General features: G+C 34.2%; 19 protein-coding genes. 15 read left to right on the forward strand and 4 right to left on the reverse strand.

Going from position 1 to position 17,465, the window contains the following annotated elements:
* Nucleotides 1–134: 134 nt before the first annotated feature.
* A complete protein-coding gene (locus A6J74_RS02855) occupies nt 135–518 on the forward strand; it encodes a DUF4181 domain-containing protein (RefSeq protein WP_000528453.1) in 384 nt (127 codons plus the stop codon).
* Nucleotides 519–594: 76 nt separating this feature from the next.
* On the opposite strand, the gene A6J74_RS02860 is transcribed toward A6J74_RS02855, so the two are convergent.
* Nucleotides 595–1,440 (reverse strand): oxidoreductase, encoded by an 846-nt coding sequence (locus tag A6J74_RS02860; protein ID WP_001034822.1) that lies wholly within the window; start codon nt 1,438–1,440, stop codon nt 595–597.
* Nucleotides 1,441–1,649: 209 nt separating this feature from the next.
* Between A6J74_RS02860 and A6J74_RS02865 the strand changes: the two genes are divergently transcribed.
* From A6J74_RS02865 to lpdA, 5 genes are all read left to right on the forward strand, one after another.
* A complete protein-coding gene (locus tag A6J74_RS02865; RefSeq protein WP_000233795.1) occupies nt 1,650–2,129 on the forward strand; it encodes a DinB family protein in 480 nt (159 codons plus the stop codon).
* Nucleotides 2,130–2,297: 168 nt separating this feature from the next.
* Nucleotides 2,298–3,296, forward strand: a complete 999-nt coding sequence (gene acoA, locus A6J74_RS02870) for an acetoin:2,6-dichlorophenolindophenol oxidoreductase subunit alpha (RefSeq protein ID WP_000921287.1) — start codon at nt 2,298–2,300, stop codon at nt 3,294–3,296.
* A gap of 17 nt (nt 3,297–3,313) precedes the next feature.
* Nucleotides 3,314–4,348 carry an acetoin:2,6-dichlorophenolindophenol oxidoreductase subunit beta gene (gene acoB, locus A6J74_RS02875; RefSeq protein ID WP_000198878.1) on the forward strand — a complete coding sequence of 345 codons (1,035 nt, stop codon included), beginning with the start codon at nt 3,314–3,316 and terminating at the stop codon, nt 4,346–4,348.
* 27 nt (nt 4,349–4,375) lie between these two features.
* Nucleotides 4,376–5,578: a dihydrolipoamide acetyltransferase family protein gene (locus tag A6J74_RS02880; protein ID WP_000257790.1), complete on the forward strand. Its 1,203-nt coding sequence runs from the start codon at nt 4,376–4,378 to the stop codon at nt 5,576–5,578.
* A gap of 15 nt (nt 5,579–5,593) precedes the next feature.
* The gene (lpdA, locus tag A6J74_RS02885) at nt 5,594–6,973 is read left to right on the forward strand and encodes a dihydrolipoyl dehydrogenase (RefSeq protein ID WP_001038361.1); all 1,380 of its coding nucleotides are present in this window, start codon (nt 5,594–5,596) and stop codon (nt 6,971–6,973) included.
* A 61-nt stretch (nt 6,974–7,034) separates the two neighbouring features.
* On the opposite strand, the gene A6J74_RS02890 is transcribed toward lpdA, so the two are convergent.
* Nucleotides 7,035–7,628, reverse strand: a complete 594-nt coding sequence (locus A6J74_RS02890) for a hypothetical protein (RefSeq protein ID WP_000914451.1) — start codon at nt 7,626–7,628, stop codon at nt 7,035–7,037.
* A gap of 220 nt (nt 7,629–7,848) precedes the next feature.
* On the opposite strand from A6J74_RS02890, the gene A6J74_RS02895 reads away from it, so the two are divergent.
* Nucleotides 7,849–8,481 (forward strand): DUF4085 family protein, encoded by a 633-nt coding sequence (locus tag A6J74_RS02895; protein ID WP_000873424.1) that lies wholly within the window; start codon nt 7,849–7,851, stop codon nt 8,479–8,481.
* Between the two features lie 96 nt (nt 8,482–8,577).
* Here the strand turns inward: A6J74_RS02895 and A6J74_RS02900 are convergent, their stop codons facing one another.
* A complete protein-coding gene (locus tag A6J74_RS02900) occupies nt 8,578–9,075 on the reverse strand; it encodes a hypothetical protein (RefSeq protein ID WP_000838463.1) in 498 nt (165 codons plus the stop codon).
* 250 nt (nt 9,076–9,325) lie between these two features.
* Here A6J74_RS02900 and A6J74_RS02905 point away from each other — a divergent pair, with 250 nt between their 5' ends.
* The 5 genes from A6J74_RS02905 (at nt 9,326) to A6J74_RS02930 (ending at nt 13,682) form a co-directional block, all read left to right on the forward strand.
* Nucleotides 9,326–10,111, forward strand: a complete 786-nt coding sequence (locus A6J74_RS02905; protein WP_000493650.1) for a DeoR/GlpR family DNA-binding transcription regulator — start codon at nt 9,326–9,328, stop codon at nt 10,109–10,111.
* Nucleotides 10,108–10,704 carry a GNAT family N-acetyltransferase gene (locus tag A6J74_RS02910; RefSeq protein WP_000635700.1) on the forward strand — a complete coding sequence of 199 codons (597 nt, stop codon included), beginning with the start codon at nt 10,108–10,110 and terminating at the stop codon, nt 10,702–10,704. Before A6J74_RS02905 ends, A6J74_RS02910 begins: the two co-directional genes overlap by 4 nt.
* Nucleotides 10,677–11,015 carry an NIPSNAP family protein gene (locus tag A6J74_RS02915; RefSeq protein ID WP_000499990.1) on the forward strand — a complete coding sequence of 113 codons (339 nt, stop codon included), beginning with the start codon at nt 10,677–10,679 and terminating at the stop codon, nt 11,013–11,015. The genes A6J74_RS02910 and A6J74_RS02915 overlap by 28 nt, the downstream gene beginning before the upstream one ends.
* A gap of 455 nt (nt 11,016–11,470) precedes the next feature.
* Nucleotides 11,471–13,321, forward strand: a complete 1,851-nt coding sequence (locus tag A6J74_RS02925; RefSeq protein WP_000881389.1) for a sigma-54-dependent Fis family transcriptional regulator — start codon at nt 11,471–11,473, stop codon at nt 13,319–13,321.
* Nucleotides 13,322–13,436: 115 nt separating this feature from the next.
* The gene (locus A6J74_RS02930; RefSeq protein ID WP_000873853.1) at nt 13,437–13,682 is read left to right on the forward strand and encodes a DUF3977 family protein; all 246 of its coding nucleotides are present in this window, start codon (nt 13,437–13,439) and stop codon (nt 13,680–13,682) included.
* Between the two features lie 132 nt (nt 13,683–13,814).
* Here the strand turns inward: A6J74_RS02930 and A6J74_RS02935 are convergent, their stop codons facing one another.
* Entirely contained in the window at nt 13,815–14,426 is a 612-nt protein-coding gene (locus A6J74_RS02935; protein WP_000799613.1) for a TetR/AcrR family transcriptional regulator, read from the reverse strand.
* A gap of 159 nt (nt 14,427–14,585) precedes the next feature.
* On the opposite strand from A6J74_RS02935, the gene kynU reads away from it, so the two are divergent.
* The 3 genes from kynU to kynA are packed head-to-tail and all read left to right on the forward strand — an operon-like array spanning nt 14,586 to nt 17,376.
* The gene (gene kynU, locus A6J74_RS02940) at nt 14,586–15,872 is read left to right on the forward strand and encodes a kynureninase (RefSeq protein ID WP_000276279.1); all 1,287 of its coding nucleotides are present in this window, start codon (nt 14,586–14,588) and stop codon (nt 15,870–15,872) included.
* Nucleotides 15,873–15,874: 2 nt separating this feature from the next.
* Nucleotides 15,875–16,504, forward strand: coding sequence for an arylformamidase (gene kynB, locus A6J74_RS02945; RefSeq protein ID WP_000858202.1), 630 nt, complete (start codon nt 15,875–15,877; stop codon nt 16,502–16,504).
* A 32-nt stretch (nt 16,505–16,536) separates the two neighbouring features.
* Nucleotides 16,537–17,376 (forward strand): tryptophan 2,3-dioxygenase, encoded by an 840-nt coding sequence (gene kynA / locus A6J74_RS02950; protein WP_000661949.1) that lies wholly within the window; start codon nt 16,537–16,539, stop codon nt 17,374–17,376.
* The last annotated feature ends 89 nt before the right edge of the window (nt 17,377–17,465 follow it).

Raw genomic sequence — 17,465 nt, forward strand, 5'->3', positions numbered from 1 at the left:
TTGTACAATACATAAAACATGTCTTGATAAAACTACTACTTAAGCATAAAGAAAATGAAAACATTATCGAAACATGGAAAAATTATATAGTCTACTTTATTAAAAATATAATTAATTTAATAGGAGGGAATGCAATGGGCAACTCTACTATTTGGATTATAGTTATTAGTATGATAATTGGAGGATATTTTTTAGAAAAGTTTTTAAGAAGAAAATTAAATATGCCAAAGGGCAATGTTTGGATATATAAGCATGTAAATAGTTTACATGTAAAATTAGAAATAGGTCTTTTTATCGTATATCTTATATTAAGTTTTATTTATCTGTTCAAAGCAGAAAATGCTAATATAGGAATTGTTGTACTTATTTATTTTGGAGCAATTTCCTTATTACGCGTATGGATGGAATGGAAGTATAACAGAGAGACAAAGGAATATATTCTTTCTATAATTGGATTCTTTGCATTTGTTTTTATGGTTTCAATGTTGTTTTATTTTGATCCTCTTTCTACATATTGATATCGTTTGGGTTTTTAATGATGAATATTTAATAAGGGTAGCTACCATTATTTATCTTGATAGCTACTCTTTTTATTTACATCTTCCTAAAACTCCTCAAAACAAGAAATTCCCACAATCTCCAAGGAAGAATCTTCTTCGCAAAAATCATAAATTTTACACCTTTTCCAATTGGATATCGTAAATTAGTACGCTTTGCTTCAGCAATTTCAACGATTTTATTAGCAACATCTATCGGATTACCAAATGTATCACTACCGCTATTAATATGTTTTTGTATTTTATCCATATATTCTTTGTAAGGAGATGTTGTACCAGATTGGTTTTCAGCTAGTTGTTTACCAACCTCCCATATGTTTGTGTTATAAGAACCTGGTTCAAGTAAAGCAACATCAATTCCGAAAGGTTTTACTTCTAAGCGAAGGGATTCACTCCAGCCTTCTAATGCATATTTTGAAGATACATAAGGAGATAAACCAGGGAATCCAACTTGGCCGCTAATGCTGCTTATATTAATGATTTTTCCACTTTTTTGTTCTCTCATATATGGTAAAACAAGCTGAGTGATTGATATAGCGCCAAAAAGATTCGTTTCAAATTGTTTACGATATTCCTCTACTAGAATTTCTTCTACAAATCCTCCATTTGCATATCCTGCATTGTTTATAAGGAGGTCTACTCTATTAATTTCTTTTAAAAACACTTGGAAGTTATGTATAGAGTTTTGATTTGTTACATCTAATTGTTGAATTTTTATGTTTTGTTGTAAGTTTAGTTTAGTAGCTTGAGATAGTAAGTTTACTTGTTTTTCAAGGTTTCGCATTGTAGCAATGACAATATAGTCTTTTTTTGCTAGTTCAAGTGTCGTTAATAGTCCGAATCCACTTGATGCTCCTGTAATAACCGCGATTTTTTTATTCATTGGTCGCTCGCTTTCTTTTTCTTTTATCATAACGAGTTATAGGAATAAAATCTATTAATGATACATGTTGTTTTAATAAGATTATATGATAAAGTGCTTTAGTTTTTTCATTTATATATGTATTGGAATGATTTAAAAAGGGAATTGTGTAGACTCAGCGTATATAGAGAAGTAAGTATTATATAAGCCAATGAAATGAGGGAAAAAAAATGGTCCATGTGAAAGACGTATTAGCAGATCAGTTGTTAGCAAATGCGAATGATCCTAGTTGGTATATGCCATTTTCAGATGCAGTGAAGGATTTATCAGAGAGAGAAGCTTTCTGGAAACCGAATGAAGAGAGTAATAGTATAGCAGAAATTGTACAACATTTACTGTATTGGAACTCAACGTGGCAAACTAGGTATAAAGAATCAAATGTTAATGCGGTACCCGCTATTGGTGACAATAACAAAAGCTTTATGCTATCAGATAATCAAACATTCGAAGAGTTAAGGGAAAAATTATTAGAGAAATTGTTACAATGGCAAAATCTCATTAATGAAGACAAGGTTGAAAGTGATGTAGTTGGATTTCCTGTATCCGCGAAGTGGTGGGAAGTGCTAGGTAATGTAACTACTCATAATGCGTATCATATTGGTCAAATTATTTACATCCGGAAACTACAAAAAAGTTTTGATAGTGAATAAGCGAATGATTCTCTAGTAAGGTGAACAAAAGTGGACAAAACGAGACAGCTGTCTCGCTTTGTCCACTTTTTTATTTTTAAAAAGAAGAGAAAGTCTATTAAATCAAGGTTAGAATTTGGCACGCTTCTTGCAATATAATAGATGAACAAGAAAATAGGAGGGCTGGACATGTTAAAAACAACTGAAAGTAAAGGGAATGAAATTACGAAAGAACAAGCTCGCTGGATGTATGAAAAAATGTTAGAGATTCGTAAATTTGAAGATAAGGTACATGAATTGTTCGCGCAAGGTGTTTTACCAGGTTTCGTTCATTTATATGCTGGAGAAGAAGCGGTAGCAGTTGGTGTATGTGCCCACTTAACGGATAGTGACAGTATTACAAGTACACATAGAGGTCACGGACATTGTATTGCAAAAGGTTGTGATTTAAATGGTATGATGGCTGAACTTTTCGGGAAAGCGACAGGATTATGTAAAGGTAAAGGCGGTTCCATGCATATTGCCGATTTAGATAAAGGAATGCTTGGTGCGAATGGCATTGTAGGCGGGGGTTTCCCACTTGCTTGCGGTTCAGCATTAACAGCTAAATATAAAGGAACGAAAGATGTAAGTGTTTGCTTCTTCGGTGACGGAGCAAATAATGAAGGAACATTCCATGAAGGGGTTAATTTAGCGGCGATTTGGAAGTTACCAGTTATTTTTATCGCTGAAAATAATGGTTACGGTGAAGCAACTACATTTGAATATGCTTCAAGTTGTGATTCTATTGCTGATCGTGCAAAAGCATATAACATTCCGGGAGTTCAAGTAGATGGAAAAGATTTACTAGCGGTATATAAAGCAGCGGAAGAGGCTGTTGAACGTGCACGTAATGGCGGTGGCCCAACTTTAATTGAATGTATGACATATCGTAATTACGGCCATTTCGAAGGGGAAGCACAAACGTATAAAACCTCAGAAGAAAAAGAAGAACATTTAAATGAAAAAGATGCGATTGTGAATTTCCGTAAGCATTTAATTCATGAAGGTTTATTAACGGAATCTGAACTTGTTGATATGGAAAAAGCAGTAGACGAAGCAGTGCAACGATCAATTGATTTTAGTGAAAATAGTCCATATCCAGAGGATGAAGAATTATTAAAAGATGTATACGTTTCTTACAAATAAGAGGAGGGTGAAAAATAATGACTAGAACAGTAAGTATGTCAACTGCTATCAATGAAGCGATGAAAATATCAATGCACCGTGATGAAAATGTAATTTTAATAGGTGAAGACGTTGCGGGTGGTGCACAAGTTGATCATTTACAAGATGATGAAGCGTGGGGCGGTGTTCTTGGCGTTACGAAAGGGCTTGTACAAGAATTTGGCCGAAATCGTATTTTAGATACACCAATTTCTGAAGCTGGTTATATGGGAGCTGCGATGGCAGCGGCGGCAACGGGATTACGTCCGATCGCTGAATTAATGTTTAATGATTTTATCGGTAGTTGTCTTGATCAAGTTTTAAACCAAGGTGCAAAATTCCGTTACATGTTTGGTGGAAAAGCAAAAGTACCAGTTACAATTCGAACGATGCATGGTGCTGGATTTAGCGCAGCAGCTCAGCATTCTCAAAGTTTATACGCGTTATTTACGAGCATTCCAGGTATTAAAGTTATCGTTCCGTCCACCCCGTATGATGCAAAAGGCTTATTATTAGCGGCAATTGAAGATGATGATCCAGTAATCTTCTTTGAAGATAAAACACTTTACAATATGAAAGGTGAAGTGCCAGAAGGATATTATACAATCCCTTTAGGAAAAGCAGATATTAAACGGGAAGGCTCTCATATAACGATTGTCGCAATTGGGAAGCAAGTTCATACTGCGCTTGCGGCTGCGGAGCAATTATCGAAAAAAGGACTTGAGGTAGAAGTTATTGATCCACGCTCTTTATCACCGCTTGACGAAGATACAATTTTAGCATCTGTTGAAAAAACAAATCGTCTTATCGTTATTGATGAAGCAAACCCAAGATGTAGTATCGCAACAGACATTGCAGCAATTGTAGCGGATAAAGGGTTCGATTTATTAGATGCACCTATTAAACGAATTACAGCACCACATACACCAGTTCCGTTCTCACCACCACTTGAAAAACTATATTTACCAACGCCAGAGAAAGTAATTGAAACTGTATCAGAAATGATTGGGGACCGTTCTTTATTGAATGTGTAATGAAACGATGAGAAGGGAGAGAGAAATATGGCTGTAGAAGTTGTAATGCCGAAATTAGGAATGGCGATGAAAGAAGGTATTATTACGAGTTGGAATATTAAAGCTGGTGATAATGTAGCAAAAGGTGAATTAATTGCTAGTATTAATTCTGAAAAAATCGAAACAGAAATAGAAGCACCCGCTGATGGAACGGTACTGGATATAACTGTAAGTGAAGATGAAGGAGTTCCACCTGGTACTGTAATATGTTACATCGGAAAACCAAATGAACAGGTATCGGTAAATGAAACCGTAAATGCTACAGAAGAATCAATACCGAAAGTAGAACCTCAAAATGTACAACATCCTGAACCGTACGCGGAAGAAAGATCAAAGAAACAAAGAATAAAAATATCTCCTGTAGCAAAGAAAATGGCAACAGTTGAAAATCTTGAAATTTCCACATTAATAGGAACAGGTCCTGGTGGGAGAATTACAAAGGCAGATGTATTAAAAGTACTTGAAGAAAAAGTTGCTATCCCAGAAATGTTTGTAAAAGAAGAAAGTAAAGTAATTCCTATTACCGGTATGCGGAAAACAATTGCAAATCGTATGCAAGTAAGCCTCCAAAATAGCGCACAATTGACATTAACGATGAAAGTAGATGTTACGGATTTAGTTGCTTTACATAAAGAAATAGCGGAAGTTGTACAAAAACGGTACGATAACAAACTAACCATTACTGATTTGGTTGCTCGTGCTGTTGTATTAGCGCTTCAGGAGCATAAGGAAATGAACAGCGCTTATATAGATGATGCAATCCATCAATTTGAACATGTTCATTTAGGTATGGCAGTAGCGTTAGAAAACGGCTTAGTCGTTCCGGCTATTCGCTTTGCAAATAATCTATCTTTAGTAGAGTTATCTAAAGAGATTAAAAATGTGGCACAAAAGGCACGAGCAGGTAGTTTAAATAGTGATAATATGCAAGGAACGACATTTACAATTAGTAATTTAGGAAGCTTTGGTATCGAATATTTTACGCCAGTATTAAATACACCTGAAACTGGTATTTTAGGTGTAGGTGCAATTGAACATGTTCCAGTATATAAAGGAAAGAAAATAAAAAAAGGTAGTATGTTACCTTTAAGTTTAACATTCGATCATCGTGTATTAGATGGTGCACCAGCAGCTGCATTTTTACGCACAATTAAACAATACTTAGAACAACCTGTAACAATTCTTTTATAAAGAGAAGGTGAGAGAATGAATAAATTAGTGGTTATTGGAGGCGGACCTGCTGGATATGTGGCGGCAATTACCGCAGCTCAAACTGGGAAAGATGTTACTCTTATTGATGAAGCTGATCTTGGTGGAACTTGTTTAAATGTCGGGTGCATGCCTACGAAATCTTTGTTAGAAAGTGCTGATGTATACAATATTGTTTATCATGCTCAACGTTTTGGTGTACTAGTAGACAAACAAAGTATATCAATTGATTGGAATCAAATACAGACGAGAAAATCACAAATTGTTGTGCAGCTCGTACAAGGAATACAATATTTAATGAAGAAAAATAAAATTAAAGTTATAAAGGGGAAAGGGAAATTTGAAACGGATCATCGTCTACGAGTTACGCAGAGGAATAAGGAAGCGATAGTGGATGTTGAACAATTCATTATAGCGGCAGGTTCAGAACCTACTGAATTACCTTTTGCTCCATTCGACGGGAAATGGATTTTAAATAGTAGTCATGCGATGTCTCTTGAAAACATACCAGCTTCATTACTTATTGTTGGCGGTGGCGTAATAGGTTGCGAATTTGCCAGTATATATAGTCGTCTTGGAACGAAAGTAATGATTGTTGAAATGGCACCGCAATTACTACCTGGTGAGGATGAAGATATCGCAAGCATTTTAAGAGAGAAACTAGAAAAAGATGGTGTAGAAATTTTCACAGGAGCAGCTTTAAAAGGATTAAACAATTATAAGAAACAGGCTTCGTTTGAATACGAAGGAAGTATGCACGAAGTAACTCCAGAATTTGTTCTCGTTTCTGTTGGTAGAAAACCTCGTGTACAAGATTTAGGATTAGAAAAAGCAGGAGTTCAATTTTCAAATAAAGGGATTACTGTAAATGAGCATATGCAAACGAACGTATCACATATTTACGCAGCCGGTGATATTATTGGAGGAATACAGCTTGCTCACGTAGCCTTTCATGAAGGAACGACAGCGGCATTACATGCGAGCGGAGAAGATGTGAAAGTAAACTATCGTGCTGTGCCTCGTTGTATATACACAGCTCCAGAAATAGCTAGCGTCGGTTTAAGTGAAAAAGGTGCAAGAGAACAATATGGTGATATTATTATCGGAGAATTTCCTTTTACAGCGAATGGAAAAGCTCTTATTTTAGGAGAACAAATGGGGAAAGTAAAAGTCATTGTGGAACCTAAATATCAAGAAATTGTAGGGATTTCTATTATCGGTCCTCGTGCAACTGAACTAATTGGTCAAGGCACCGTAATGATTCATACAGAAGTTACCGCTGATATTATGAGAGGTTATATTGCAGCACATCCAACTTTATCTGAGGCAATTCATGAAGCTTTATTGCAGGCGATAGGACATGCTGTACATGTTTAAATGAAAATATAATAAACCACTATTCTCTAAATGAATGAGAGAATAGTGGTTTGAATTTTTACTATTTAATTTCAATAGCTGAAGTTATATCGTTCCAATCAGCAGCTAAATTAGCAGTTTTACCATACCAATCAGCGTGTTTAAATAAAACACCTTTTCCATATCCTTGTGTAGAAGTATGCTCCCAAAGTGTCGTTGAATAACTTGCAGAAGGTGACGCTGTACTTACAGAAGAAATTCTGTCGTTCCAGCTAGATGGTAAGTTTTTAAAGCCGCTACTCCAGTAAATATATTGGCCACCTTTATCTTTATGTTCATAAAAATCAGTACTACCAGCACCACTACCTAAAGGATTAATTTTATTTTTAAGTACTTTTTTATCCTTTTCAATATAAGCATCCAATGTTTCTCTACTAGTAAAACCATAAGCTAGCCAATCTCCATTTTCATTTTGCTCTGGTAATACCATAGTAATTTGGATGTCTTTCTTATCCTGATCACTTAATTTTGCAAATGAAGTAACATTCTGTTCATCCACTTTTAAATAATCAAATGACTTAATTGTGTTACCTTTTTCTTCAGCACTTGCTACGCCTAGTCCGCCAGTTAATGCAAAACCCGCTACTAATGTTCCTGCTACTAATTTCTTCAACATATAACCATCCCTTTTTGTTTAGATTTTTGTACAGGTGAATCTTGTACAACTAAAATGTATTCTAATTTCTTATTTTTGTAAATATTCTGAAATTTTAGAAAAAATAGGCGGAATATTTACATTTTTACATTTTTTTTTTAGAAAAAATGATTATTGGAATGATATAATAAGCGGATACATTGCTTTTCTTGGATGATAAAATGTTTTAGGAGAGATGTAATTGAAATATTTCACAAAAGATTGGTATAAAGAAATGCAAATTTCAGGATTTGTGCATTTCATAGAGTCAATAGAAGAATGGAAAGACATAGATCCCGATTATATACAAAGTTTGAAAGACGAAGTAGAAGAAAGGAAAGAAGATTTATTACACTATCTTCCTGAAACACTACATCCATACATTCATAACAACATGTTTGATTCAGTATATCTACCTAATGAATTAAAGAAACTTTTGTTAGAGTGGACAGCAGATTATGAGGCAAGAATGGCACAATTAGATCAATCATACTTAAAACATTTTAATTCCATTAAGAAAAAACTTCCGTCTCATGTCGCTCAGCTACATGAGATGTCACTACATGATAGTGTGATTAAAGTAGTAAAGAGAAAATCAGAAGATACTTTGTCTATCGTATTAGATTGCAGTGGTACTTTTAGTGAATTTGATAAACTTGAAGTAACTTTTATAGGAGTAACCAAGAGTTCTATGCCTGAAAACTTTGAAAGTGCTTGGTGGCTATATCATGAAATAGCTCTTACTGAAGATGGTTTTGAACTAGGTGTTTTATTTGACTGTCCATTTAGAGAAGTGACGATTTGGGCAGCAGATGTATTCCTTGAGAAAAAATGATTAAGTTACATGTATATTAACTAATAATAAAGAGAATTCCTTTAGATGGTATTTACAAGTTCAACAATAAAAAAACAGTCAATAAAGACTGTTTTTTTATTTTGATGCTAGATTCCCAAGCTTCCAATATGTATTTGTTAATGGAGCAACTTTACTATCAATATACAAATACATGTTATTTAAGTCTTTAGGAGAAGTTTTCATTTCAAATACAACGTCAGTAGTTAAAGAAAATTTGTGTGGAACATTTTTATAGTGCTCGTCATCTATCGGATGAGCTTCACCTTCATATTTCTGACCAGTTTTTTCATCTTGTATGAAATATTTTATTTTCGAAAGATCAATAGTTTGTCCATCGTCTCGAACATTATTAATCATAACACGAGTAGTAAGGCGCCACTCTTTGTCTATTTTTTCAAATTTTGCATTTTCAACTGTTGCTCTATAGTATTCGTTTTTAACTATTTCTCCATAGTGCATTGCATTCTTTTCGAGAGCGCTCTTTTCTTGTTTTGGTGTAGTATTGCTATTACATCCTGTTAATATTCCTGTAAATAATAATGCTGTACATGTCGTTTTGATTAATGATTTCATAGTAATTCCTTTCTGTATTAAAAAGTAAAACATAGGAATAATTTTACATGAATAAGGAAATAAATAGAAGTCTTTTAGTAGAATATACAAATGTGCATTTATTTTATGTAAAGTTAACAAAATAGAAAAAGAGAGAAAACCTGCATAAAGACGGAAGAAAAAGGATTGAAAATATTGTGAAACGGAAGAAACGTGCATATAATTAACATAAAGTTCAAATTTCTGAATCTTCAATAACGGTGGTGATAATATGTTTACTGAAGAACGTCGGGAGAAAATTTTAGAACTACTTAGTACAGATGGAAGAGTAATCGTAAAAGATCTTGCGGAAAGATTTGATATGTCTATTGATTCTATAAGAAGAGATTTGTCTATTATGGAAAAGGATGGTTTATTAAAAAGAACGCACGGAGGTGCAATTGAACTTACGCGAGTGAGAAACTTAGCTGCGGAACCAGCTAAACGTTATAGTGATAGCTCAATATATGAGGACACAATTGCAAGAGTTGCGGTATCTTATATAAAAGAAGGTGATTCAATTTTTATTGGTGGGGCTTCCGTTCATAATGCGATGCTGAAATATTTACCGGAAGTATCATTTACAGTTATTACGAATTCTATAGAAATAGCTGGTTATCTACGAGAATATAAGAATATTGATACGTATTTAATTGGCGGAAAAGTAAAACCTTCAGGGAATATTACTGATACACTTGCCTCTGAATTGATAAGTAGATTTTCTATTGATCTTTATTTCTCTACAGGTGGAGGCATTTCATTACAAGGTATTAGTACTGCAACACCTGAAGTTGCTTATTTTAGTAAAAGAGTAAGTGAAATTGCTAGAAGAAATATTTGTTTAGTTCCGCATAATAAACTTGGAATAGATTGTTTTATAAGAGGAGAGTCTCTAAAAGAAATTGACATTATTATAACTGACGAAGAGGCTAGTAAAGAAACTGTTCAGGACTTTGAGAAACAAGGTAAACAAGTTGTAATAGCGCCATTATATTCATTTGAAAGGAGTTTGACATGATTGTAAAAGAGCAAAAGTTTCATATAAATGGATTAACTTATACAATTCGTTCTGCAGCTGAGAAAGATGCTGAGCAGTTATCGAAAATTAGAGTTCAGATTGATGGAGAAACTGAAAATATGGATAGAGATGCTGGAGAGGGATTTATAGATAATCTAGGGTTTCAAAAAATAATAAAAACAGATATTGAAGAGACGAAGAATCTCTTTTTAGTTGTAGAAGTGCACAATCGAATTGTTGGATTTTCAAGATGTGAAGGATCAAATTTTAAGAGATTATCTCATAAAGTGGAGTTTGGCGTTTGTATTTTAAAAGAGTTTTGGGGATATAGAATGGGTAAGAGCCTATTACAACAATCTATTAAATGGGCTGACGAAAATGCAGTAAATAAAATATCTTTACAAGTATTAGAGACAAACGAGAAAGCTATTCATCTTTATAAAAAATTAGGTTTTGAAGTAGAAGGCATTTTGAAAAATGACAAAAGACTATCGGATGGAAAGTATTATAATACGGTAGTGATGGGAAGGTTTACTGATACTTTTCATAAAAGAGGTGAAGAAGTATGTTTTACAGAAGGAAGTACTATGTAGTGAAAAATGAATTCATAGAAGTATTTAATGATCATTTCAATAACACAAACTTACCTAATCAATTAAAGCATGGTTCTAGGCTAATAGGACGCTGGATGAAAGATAATAAGAATGGTACGTCTGAAGTATTTGCCATATGGGAATATGATAGTTATGAACAGTATAAAGAAATAGAATCGAAAATTAGAAGTGACGAGAGGCATGTTAGAAGAATACATGAATGGTATGAAAACCATGGCGGGAAAGAATATGTTTTACAGGAGTACATAGTAGAGATGAAAAATGAAGAGTTAGTATGTACTGTAAAGTAACAGAGGGATAATAGAAATTAAAACAAAATTATATTTTAGTTTAGCATCCACTATTTTCTTTGCAGCCGTGATTGTTTTCTTTATAAATGGTAATCCACAAAAATGGTTTTGGTTATGTATTTTCTTTGCGTCCATTATACAAAATATAGTGCTACTAAAAAAGAATAAAGAAATGCATTAAGATATTCAAATTATTAACATATTTGTGTCGTCTTTCTAGTTGTATTGAAAACGCTTTTATTCAGTTTTATAATAAAAGTATGTTTTATAAAGTGAAACTTTAATCAGTGGAGGTGTTATTCATCCCTCACTAATTATTAGTTAAACCAATCAGGCTTTTACGGGCAGCCTGACCCCCACCTAACTTCTTTGCTCTAGCTGAATTTTGAGGTGGGGGTCTTACTGCCCGTTAATGCGGAATAAATCTCCAAAACAATTAAAAGGGAGATGATACAATGTTAGCTTCACCGTTTTACTTACACACATGGAAAAAGTTTATTGATAAAGGAGTCCTTGATTCGAACCGTATAAACGAAAGAATTTCAGAGTCATGGCATCGATGTAAACAAGCAAATGTGAATCCTCATATGAATAAAGGTCAGAAAATTTTGTCTTCTAACATTTTTCAAGAACAAAAGAAAAAGAGTGAAATTTTCCTTGATATAGCATTACCTCAAATACAAAATATGAGAAAAACCATTGATGAACTACAAATGATGGCATTATTAATCGATCCAGATGGTTATGTTCTATCCTTAAGTGGAAATAAACAAACGTTAAAGCGAGCGAAACATATTAATTTTATTGAAGGTGTAAAATGGACGGAAGCAGCTGTGGGGACAAACGCAATAGGAACAGCATTAGAAATTGAAGAAGCTATTATGATAAGTGGTACTGAACATTACTCCGTGGCATCTCATAGCTGGAGTTGTGCGGCTGCTCCCATTCATAACGATGACGGGAAATTAATTGGTGTTCTAGATTTCTCCTGTCCAATTGAATTTTCGCATCCATATATGCTCGGTATGGTAACTTCAATTGCACATGCGATAGAACGTGAATGTAGCATAAGAGTTCATCAAAATGAATTACACTTAATTCATCGTTTTTTAGATGTCATTGATAGTGATGAACAAGTAGTTATTTGTAATCATCGTGATGTTATCGTTTCTGCGAGTAAGAGCGTTCGGGAACGAGTAACTAATTGGTCAAGAATGAAACTTGAAGATTTAATGCGCTATGGATTGGAAACTAAATTAGAGATACCAGTATATAGTAATGAAAGAATGATCGGGAAATGTATGTATTTAAAGGAAAACAAACAAATGAATACATATTCTGCTTTCACATTTATAAAAGGAATTACTTTTTCAGGAGTTACCGGGACAAGCAAAGCATTTCAACACACACTAGAAGAAATTAAGCTTGTTTCACCGACTGATGCTAGTGTGTATGTATGTGGTGAGACAGGAGTAGGAAAGGAATATGTTGCGAGAGCGATTCATGAAAATAGTCCAAGAAAAGACGGGCCCTTTATAGCTGTTAACTGCGGTTCTTTGCCTAAAGAATTAATGGAAAGTGAATTGTTCGGTTATGCTGAAGGTGCGTTTACAGGTGCGCGACGTCAAGGATATAAAGGGAAATTTGAACAAGCGAATGGAGGAACATTGTTTTTAGATGAAATTGGTGAAGTACCATCAGAGATGCAAGTAGCCTTATTGCGTGTTTTACAAGAACGCACAATAACTCCAATAGGAAGTTCAAAAGAGGTACCAGTAAATATTCGTATTATTACTGCCACACATAAAGATTTACTACGGTTAGTAGAAGAAGGGAAATTCCGTCAAGATTTATATTATCGTTTGCACGTTTATCCGTTATATGTTCCATCGTTACTAGAAAGAAAAGAGGATATTCCATATTTTATACAACACTTTTGCGAACGGAAGAATTGGAATGTTGTATTTCCGAAGAGTATTTGCAATCAATTTTTACAACATACATGGCCCGGAAATATTCGAGAACTAGTAAATGTATTAGAACGCATTTACATTTTGTCGCAAGGACGGGAAATATGCGAAAAACAAGTCGCTTTTTTGATACAAACAATGATGGGAAGTGAAAGACAATCCCAGTTGCAAACAGAAAATAATGAAGAACATACATTAAGTTTCCGTGAAAGAATACAGCATGATAGTATGATTGAAGCGCTTCAAAAGACGAACGGAAATGTTTCGTTAGCCGCAAAACTATTGGATGTACCCCGTAGTACATTTTATAAACGAATGCAAAAATTTAATCTATAAAAGTAGATTTTTGTAATCTGCTTTTTCTTTTTGAGCTCATGTTCTGTCGGAATGTGCGCTTCCCAGGGAAATAATAAAATAGTTAGACGGGAAATTCCCTAAAGGAGGTTAGTATGTGAAGTATATTGAAATTGGTATCGGGAATAGATGGTTCGTTCGAACAGAGACCGAAAATACAGACGGTACTGAATTTGAGGAAAAAGGAATTGTGAGACCTATTTATTTTGAATCATTTTATGTCCGTGTTTGGTTTCGGAAAATGTGTTTTATTTTTGATACGAAAGAGGGCTTTAAGAAAGTAAGGAAAAGTAGAGCTGAGTATAAGTTTATTATTGGAATTGTGAGTAGGTTAAAACAATAAAATAAAACAGGTTGTATTTTTATGATTATAATAATCACATACATACTCGCAATTATTATAATAGGCTATTCCATTTATAGTTAGAATGATGATTTTAAGAAAAAATAGCACACTTTAAATATGTGAAGTGCGCTATTTATATAATCCCGTTGTATACATCTCCGTTAATGTATACACTATTTCTTCTAGTTTTATTTCTTTGTTATTTTGTACAATAGTCCAAAGAAACATTTCATTCATTGCGAACCAACCGCGTGCCACGAGCTCTTTATTTAATTCAGGATGCGCTAATCCACTTTCTTGAGAGTAAGTAATATCCTGCGAAATACTTTTTATAAAGCGTTCGCGAATCTCACCCCATTTTTGACGTATCTCTTTTGATAATCCGATTGCTTCTTCGACAACTTGCAAAATAGCTCGTTCTTCTTCTGCTAATTGTAGGAATGCTCTAACGTGATTTTGAATCAAGTCACGTGCTGCTGCTTTCGTTTGAGGGAAGAAAGAGCGCCCAGCAATATTATAAAAACGATTCATAACATCTTCCATTAACACGATAAGGAGATCATCTTTGTTTTTAAAGTATACATATGCTGTTCCATAACCAGTTTCTGCATGTTTAATAATTTGCGTGATTGTCGTTTTCTGAAATCCATTAGTAATAAAAATAGTGTAACCCGAATGTAATAGTTTCTTTTTTGTTTCTAAGGAGCGGTGTTTTCTTGTTGAAAGAGTAGTGTTTTTCAAAGAATCACCTCTTTATACTGAAATATCTGAAAATATAATTGTATTGTAAAAGAAGATAGTATGTAAAGTCAACTGACATAATATCATTGACGTTATATCAACTAAGGTGATATATTTCAATTAGTTAGAATAAAAAGAAAATTAAGAGAAGGTGACACCATGTATAAAGAACCATTTCAACCAACTTATGAGTATGCGCTTGAGTGTGATAAACATGATGAACTGAAAGATTTTCAAACTGAATTCTATAAAAAAGAAGGAACTATATATTTAGATGGAAACTCATTAGGACTACTTTCGAAAAGAGCAGAAAAATCGTTACTTACTTTACTAGATTCATGGAAAGAGTATGGCATTGATGGCTGGACAGAAGGCGAACATCCATGGTTTTTCCTTTCGGAGAAATTAGGTGAACTGACGGCACCTCTTATTGGAGCTTTACCAGAAGAAACTATTGTAACCGGTTCCACAACTGCGAATATACACCAAGTTATTGCGACGTTTTATGAGCCGAAAGGAATACGTACAAAAATTCTTGCGGATGAATTAACTTTTCCGTCAGATATTTATGCACTTCAAAGTCAAATTCGTTTAAAAGGCTTAGAGCCAGATGAGCATTTAGTAAGAGTGAAAAGCCAAGATGGTCGAACACTTTCTGAAGAAGATATTATTCAGGCAATGGAAGATGATATCGCTTTAATTTTATTACCTTCAGTCTTATATAGAAGTGGTCAAATTCTTGATATGAAACGTTTAACAGTGGAAGCTCATAAACGTGGCATTCATATCGGATTTGATTTATGTCATTCAATTGGTTCTATTCCACATCATTTTAAAGAGTGGGATGTTGATTTCGCTGTATGGTGCAATTATAAATATTTAAATGCAGGGCCGGGTGGTGTTGCAGGTCTTTATGTAAATAGTAAACATTTTAATAGACTGCCAGGATTGTCTGGATGGTTTAGTTCTAGAAAAGATAAACAGTTTGATATGGAGCATACATTAACTGCAGCTGATCATGCAGGTGCTTATCAAATTGGTACACCTCACGTATTAAGTACAGCACCGTTAATCGGTTCTCTTGAAATTTTTAAAGATGCTGGTATGGAACGTTTACGTAAAAAGTCTTTACATATTACGAGATACATGCTGGATTTAATTGATCATGAATTAAAAGATTTCGGATTTACAATTGGAAACCCGTTAGAGGATGAAAAACGAGGTGGACATATTTATTTAGAGCATGCGGAAGCAGCGCGTATCTGTAAAGCACTAAAGGCAAATGGAGTAATTCCAGATTTCAGAGCACCAAATGGGATAAGACTTGCGCCAGTAGCTTTATACAATACGTATGAAGAAGTATGGAAGTCTGTTCAAATTTTAAAGAAAGTTATGAAAGAGGAAGAGTATAAACAATTTGAAAATAAACGAGAGGTTGTGGCATAAGAATGAAAACATCAAAGTGGATTGATATTTCACAGCCATTAAATAATGATATTGCAACTTGGCCAGGAGATACACCGTTCTCGTATGAAGTTTCATGGTCAAAAGAAGAGAGCGGTTCAGTAAACGTCGGAAAGTTAACGATGAGTATTCATACAGGTACTCATATTGATGCGCCTTTTCATTTTGATAATGACGGAAAGAAAGTAATAGATTTAGATGTTCAAGTTTATGTCGGACCTACGCGAATCATTGACGTTTCTAATCTTGAAAGCATCGGAAAAAAAGAATTAGAAAGTTTTCATTTAGAAGGTGTAGAACGACTATTATTACGTACATCTTCACATGGTAAAGCAGAAGAATTTCCAGATGTGATCCCGCATTTACGTGCTGATATTGCACCGTTTCTTTCTGATAAGGGAATTCGTTTAATCGGAGTGGATGTACCATCAGTTGATCCGTTAGATGATAAAGAACTAGCAGCACATCATCAATTGTTTAAATATGGAATTCATATTTTAGAAAATGTCGTACTAGATCATGTAGCAGACGGCGATTACGAATTAATTGCATTACCACTTGCGTTAACAGATGCAGATGGAAGTCCAGTTCGAGCTGTCATTAGACCAATATAAGTAGAAACATATAAAAGGGGTGCTTGACTAATATGAAAGAAAATGAAAAGGTAATTATGGAAAAAGGGATTCACACGGATTTTAAGGAAAATATGACGTATGGTGAGTATTTACAATTAGATAGTTTACTATCTTCTCAAAAGAGATTATCAGACCATCATGATGAAATGTTATTTATCGTTATTCACCAAGCTAGTGAGCTTTGGATGAAGCTTATTTTACATGAACTAAATGCAGCAATTGAATCGATTAAAAACGATAAATTAGCACCGGCATTTAAAATGTTAGCACGTGTATCAAAAATTCAATCGCAAATTATTCAATCTTGGGATATTCTTGCGACATTAACGCCATCTGAGTATATTGAATTCCGTGATTCACTCGGTCAAGCTTCAGGCTTTCAATCGTATCAATATCGAATGATTGAGTACGCACTTGGTTATAAAACACCACATGCATTAAAGATTTATGAAAAAGATCCAGAATTACACGCTCGACTTCATAAAGCGCTACACGCACCAAGTTTGTATGATGTTGCGATACAGGCGCTTGTTAAAGAAGGCTTCCAAATTCATAAAGATGTGTTAAATCGTGATATTACGCAGCCTTACGAAGAAGATGCAACTGTAGAAGCGGCTTGGATAGAAGTGTATGCGGACGTGAAGAAATATTGGGATTTATATCAGCTTGCTGAAAAATTAATTGATATCGAAGATTGGCTACAACAATGGCGTTTCCGTCATATGAAAACGGTAGAACGCATTATCGGAAATAAAATGGGAACTGGCGGATCTTCAGGTGTATCTTATTTAAAACGAGTACTTGATCAACAGTTCTTCCCTGAACTTTGGAATGTTCGTACGAAATTATAGGAATAAGCTTGTCAGCTAATTATGGCTGATAAGCTTATTTTTTTATTTGAGCACAATTATGTTTTAATAAAAGGAACAAGATATAATAA

This window comes from Bacillus sp. FDAARGOS_235 (genome assembly GCF_002073415.2).
In the GTDB taxonomy this organism is placed as follows: domain Bacteria; phylum Bacillota; class Bacilli; order Bacillales; family Bacillaceae_G; genus Bacillus_A; species Bacillus_A toyonensis.

What these genes read in the sequence shown, in the direction of transcription:
- A6J74_RS02855 (WP_000528453.1), top strand. Translation starts at nt 135, where the DNA reads ATGGGCAACTCTACTATTTGGATTATAGTTATTAGTATGATAATTGGA.
- A6J74_RS02860 (WP_001034822.1), bottom strand. Translation starts at nt 1,440, where the DNA reads ATGAATAAAAAAATCGCGGTTATTACAGGAGCATCAAGTGGATTCGGA.
- A6J74_RS02865 (WP_000233795.1), top strand. Translation starts at nt 1,650, where the DNA reads ATGGTCCATGTGAAAGACGTATTAGCAGATCAGTTGTTAGCAAATGCG.
- acoA (WP_000921287.1), top strand. Translation starts at nt 2,298, where the DNA reads ATGTTAAAAACAACTGAAAGTAAAGGGAATGAAATTACGAAAGAACAA.
- acoB (WP_000198878.1), top strand. Translation starts at nt 3,314, where the DNA reads ATGACTAGAACAGTAAGTATGTCAACTGCTATCAATGAAGCGATGAAA.
- A6J74_RS02880 (WP_000257790.1), top strand. Translation starts at nt 4,376, where the DNA reads ATGGCTGTAGAAGTTGTAATGCCGAAATTAGGAATGGCGATGAAAGAA.
- lpdA (WP_001038361.1), top strand. Translation starts at nt 5,594, where the DNA reads ATGAATAAATTAGTGGTTATTGGAGGCGGACCTGCTGGATATGTGGCG.
- A6J74_RS02890 (WP_000914451.1), bottom strand. Translation starts at nt 7,628, where the DNA reads ATGTTGAAGAAATTAGTAGCAGGAACATTAGTAGCGGGTTTTGCATTA.
- A6J74_RS02900 (WP_000838463.1), bottom strand. Translation starts at nt 9,075, where the DNA reads ATGAAATCATTAATCAAAACGACATGTACAGCATTATTATTTACAGGA.
- A6J74_RS02905 (WP_000493650.1), top strand. Translation starts at nt 9,326, where the DNA reads ATGTTTACTGAAGAACGTCGGGAGAAAATTTTAGAACTACTTAGTACA.
- A6J74_RS02910 (WP_000635700.1), top strand. Translation starts at nt 10,108, where the DNA reads ATGATTGTAAAAGAGCAAAAGTTTCATATAAATGGATTAACTTATACA.
- A6J74_RS02915 (WP_000499990.1), top strand. Translation starts at nt 10,677, where the DNA reads ATGTTTTACAGAAGGAAGTACTATGTAGTGAAAAATGAATTCATAGAA.
- A6J74_RS02925 (WP_000881389.1), top strand. Translation starts at nt 11,471, where the DNA reads ATGTTAGCTTCACCGTTTTACTTACACACATGGAAAAAGTTTATTGAT.
- kynU (WP_000276279.1), top strand. Translation starts at nt 14,586, where the DNA reads ATGTATAAAGAACCATTTCAACCAACTTATGAGTATGCGCTTGAGTGT.
- kynB (WP_000858202.1), top strand. Translation starts at nt 15,875, where the DNA reads ATGAAAACATCAAAGTGGATTGATATTTCACAGCCATTAAATAATGAT.
- kynA (WP_000661949.1), top strand. Translation starts at nt 16,537, where the DNA reads ATGAAAGAAAATGAAAAGGTAATTATGGAAAAAGGGATTCACACGGAT.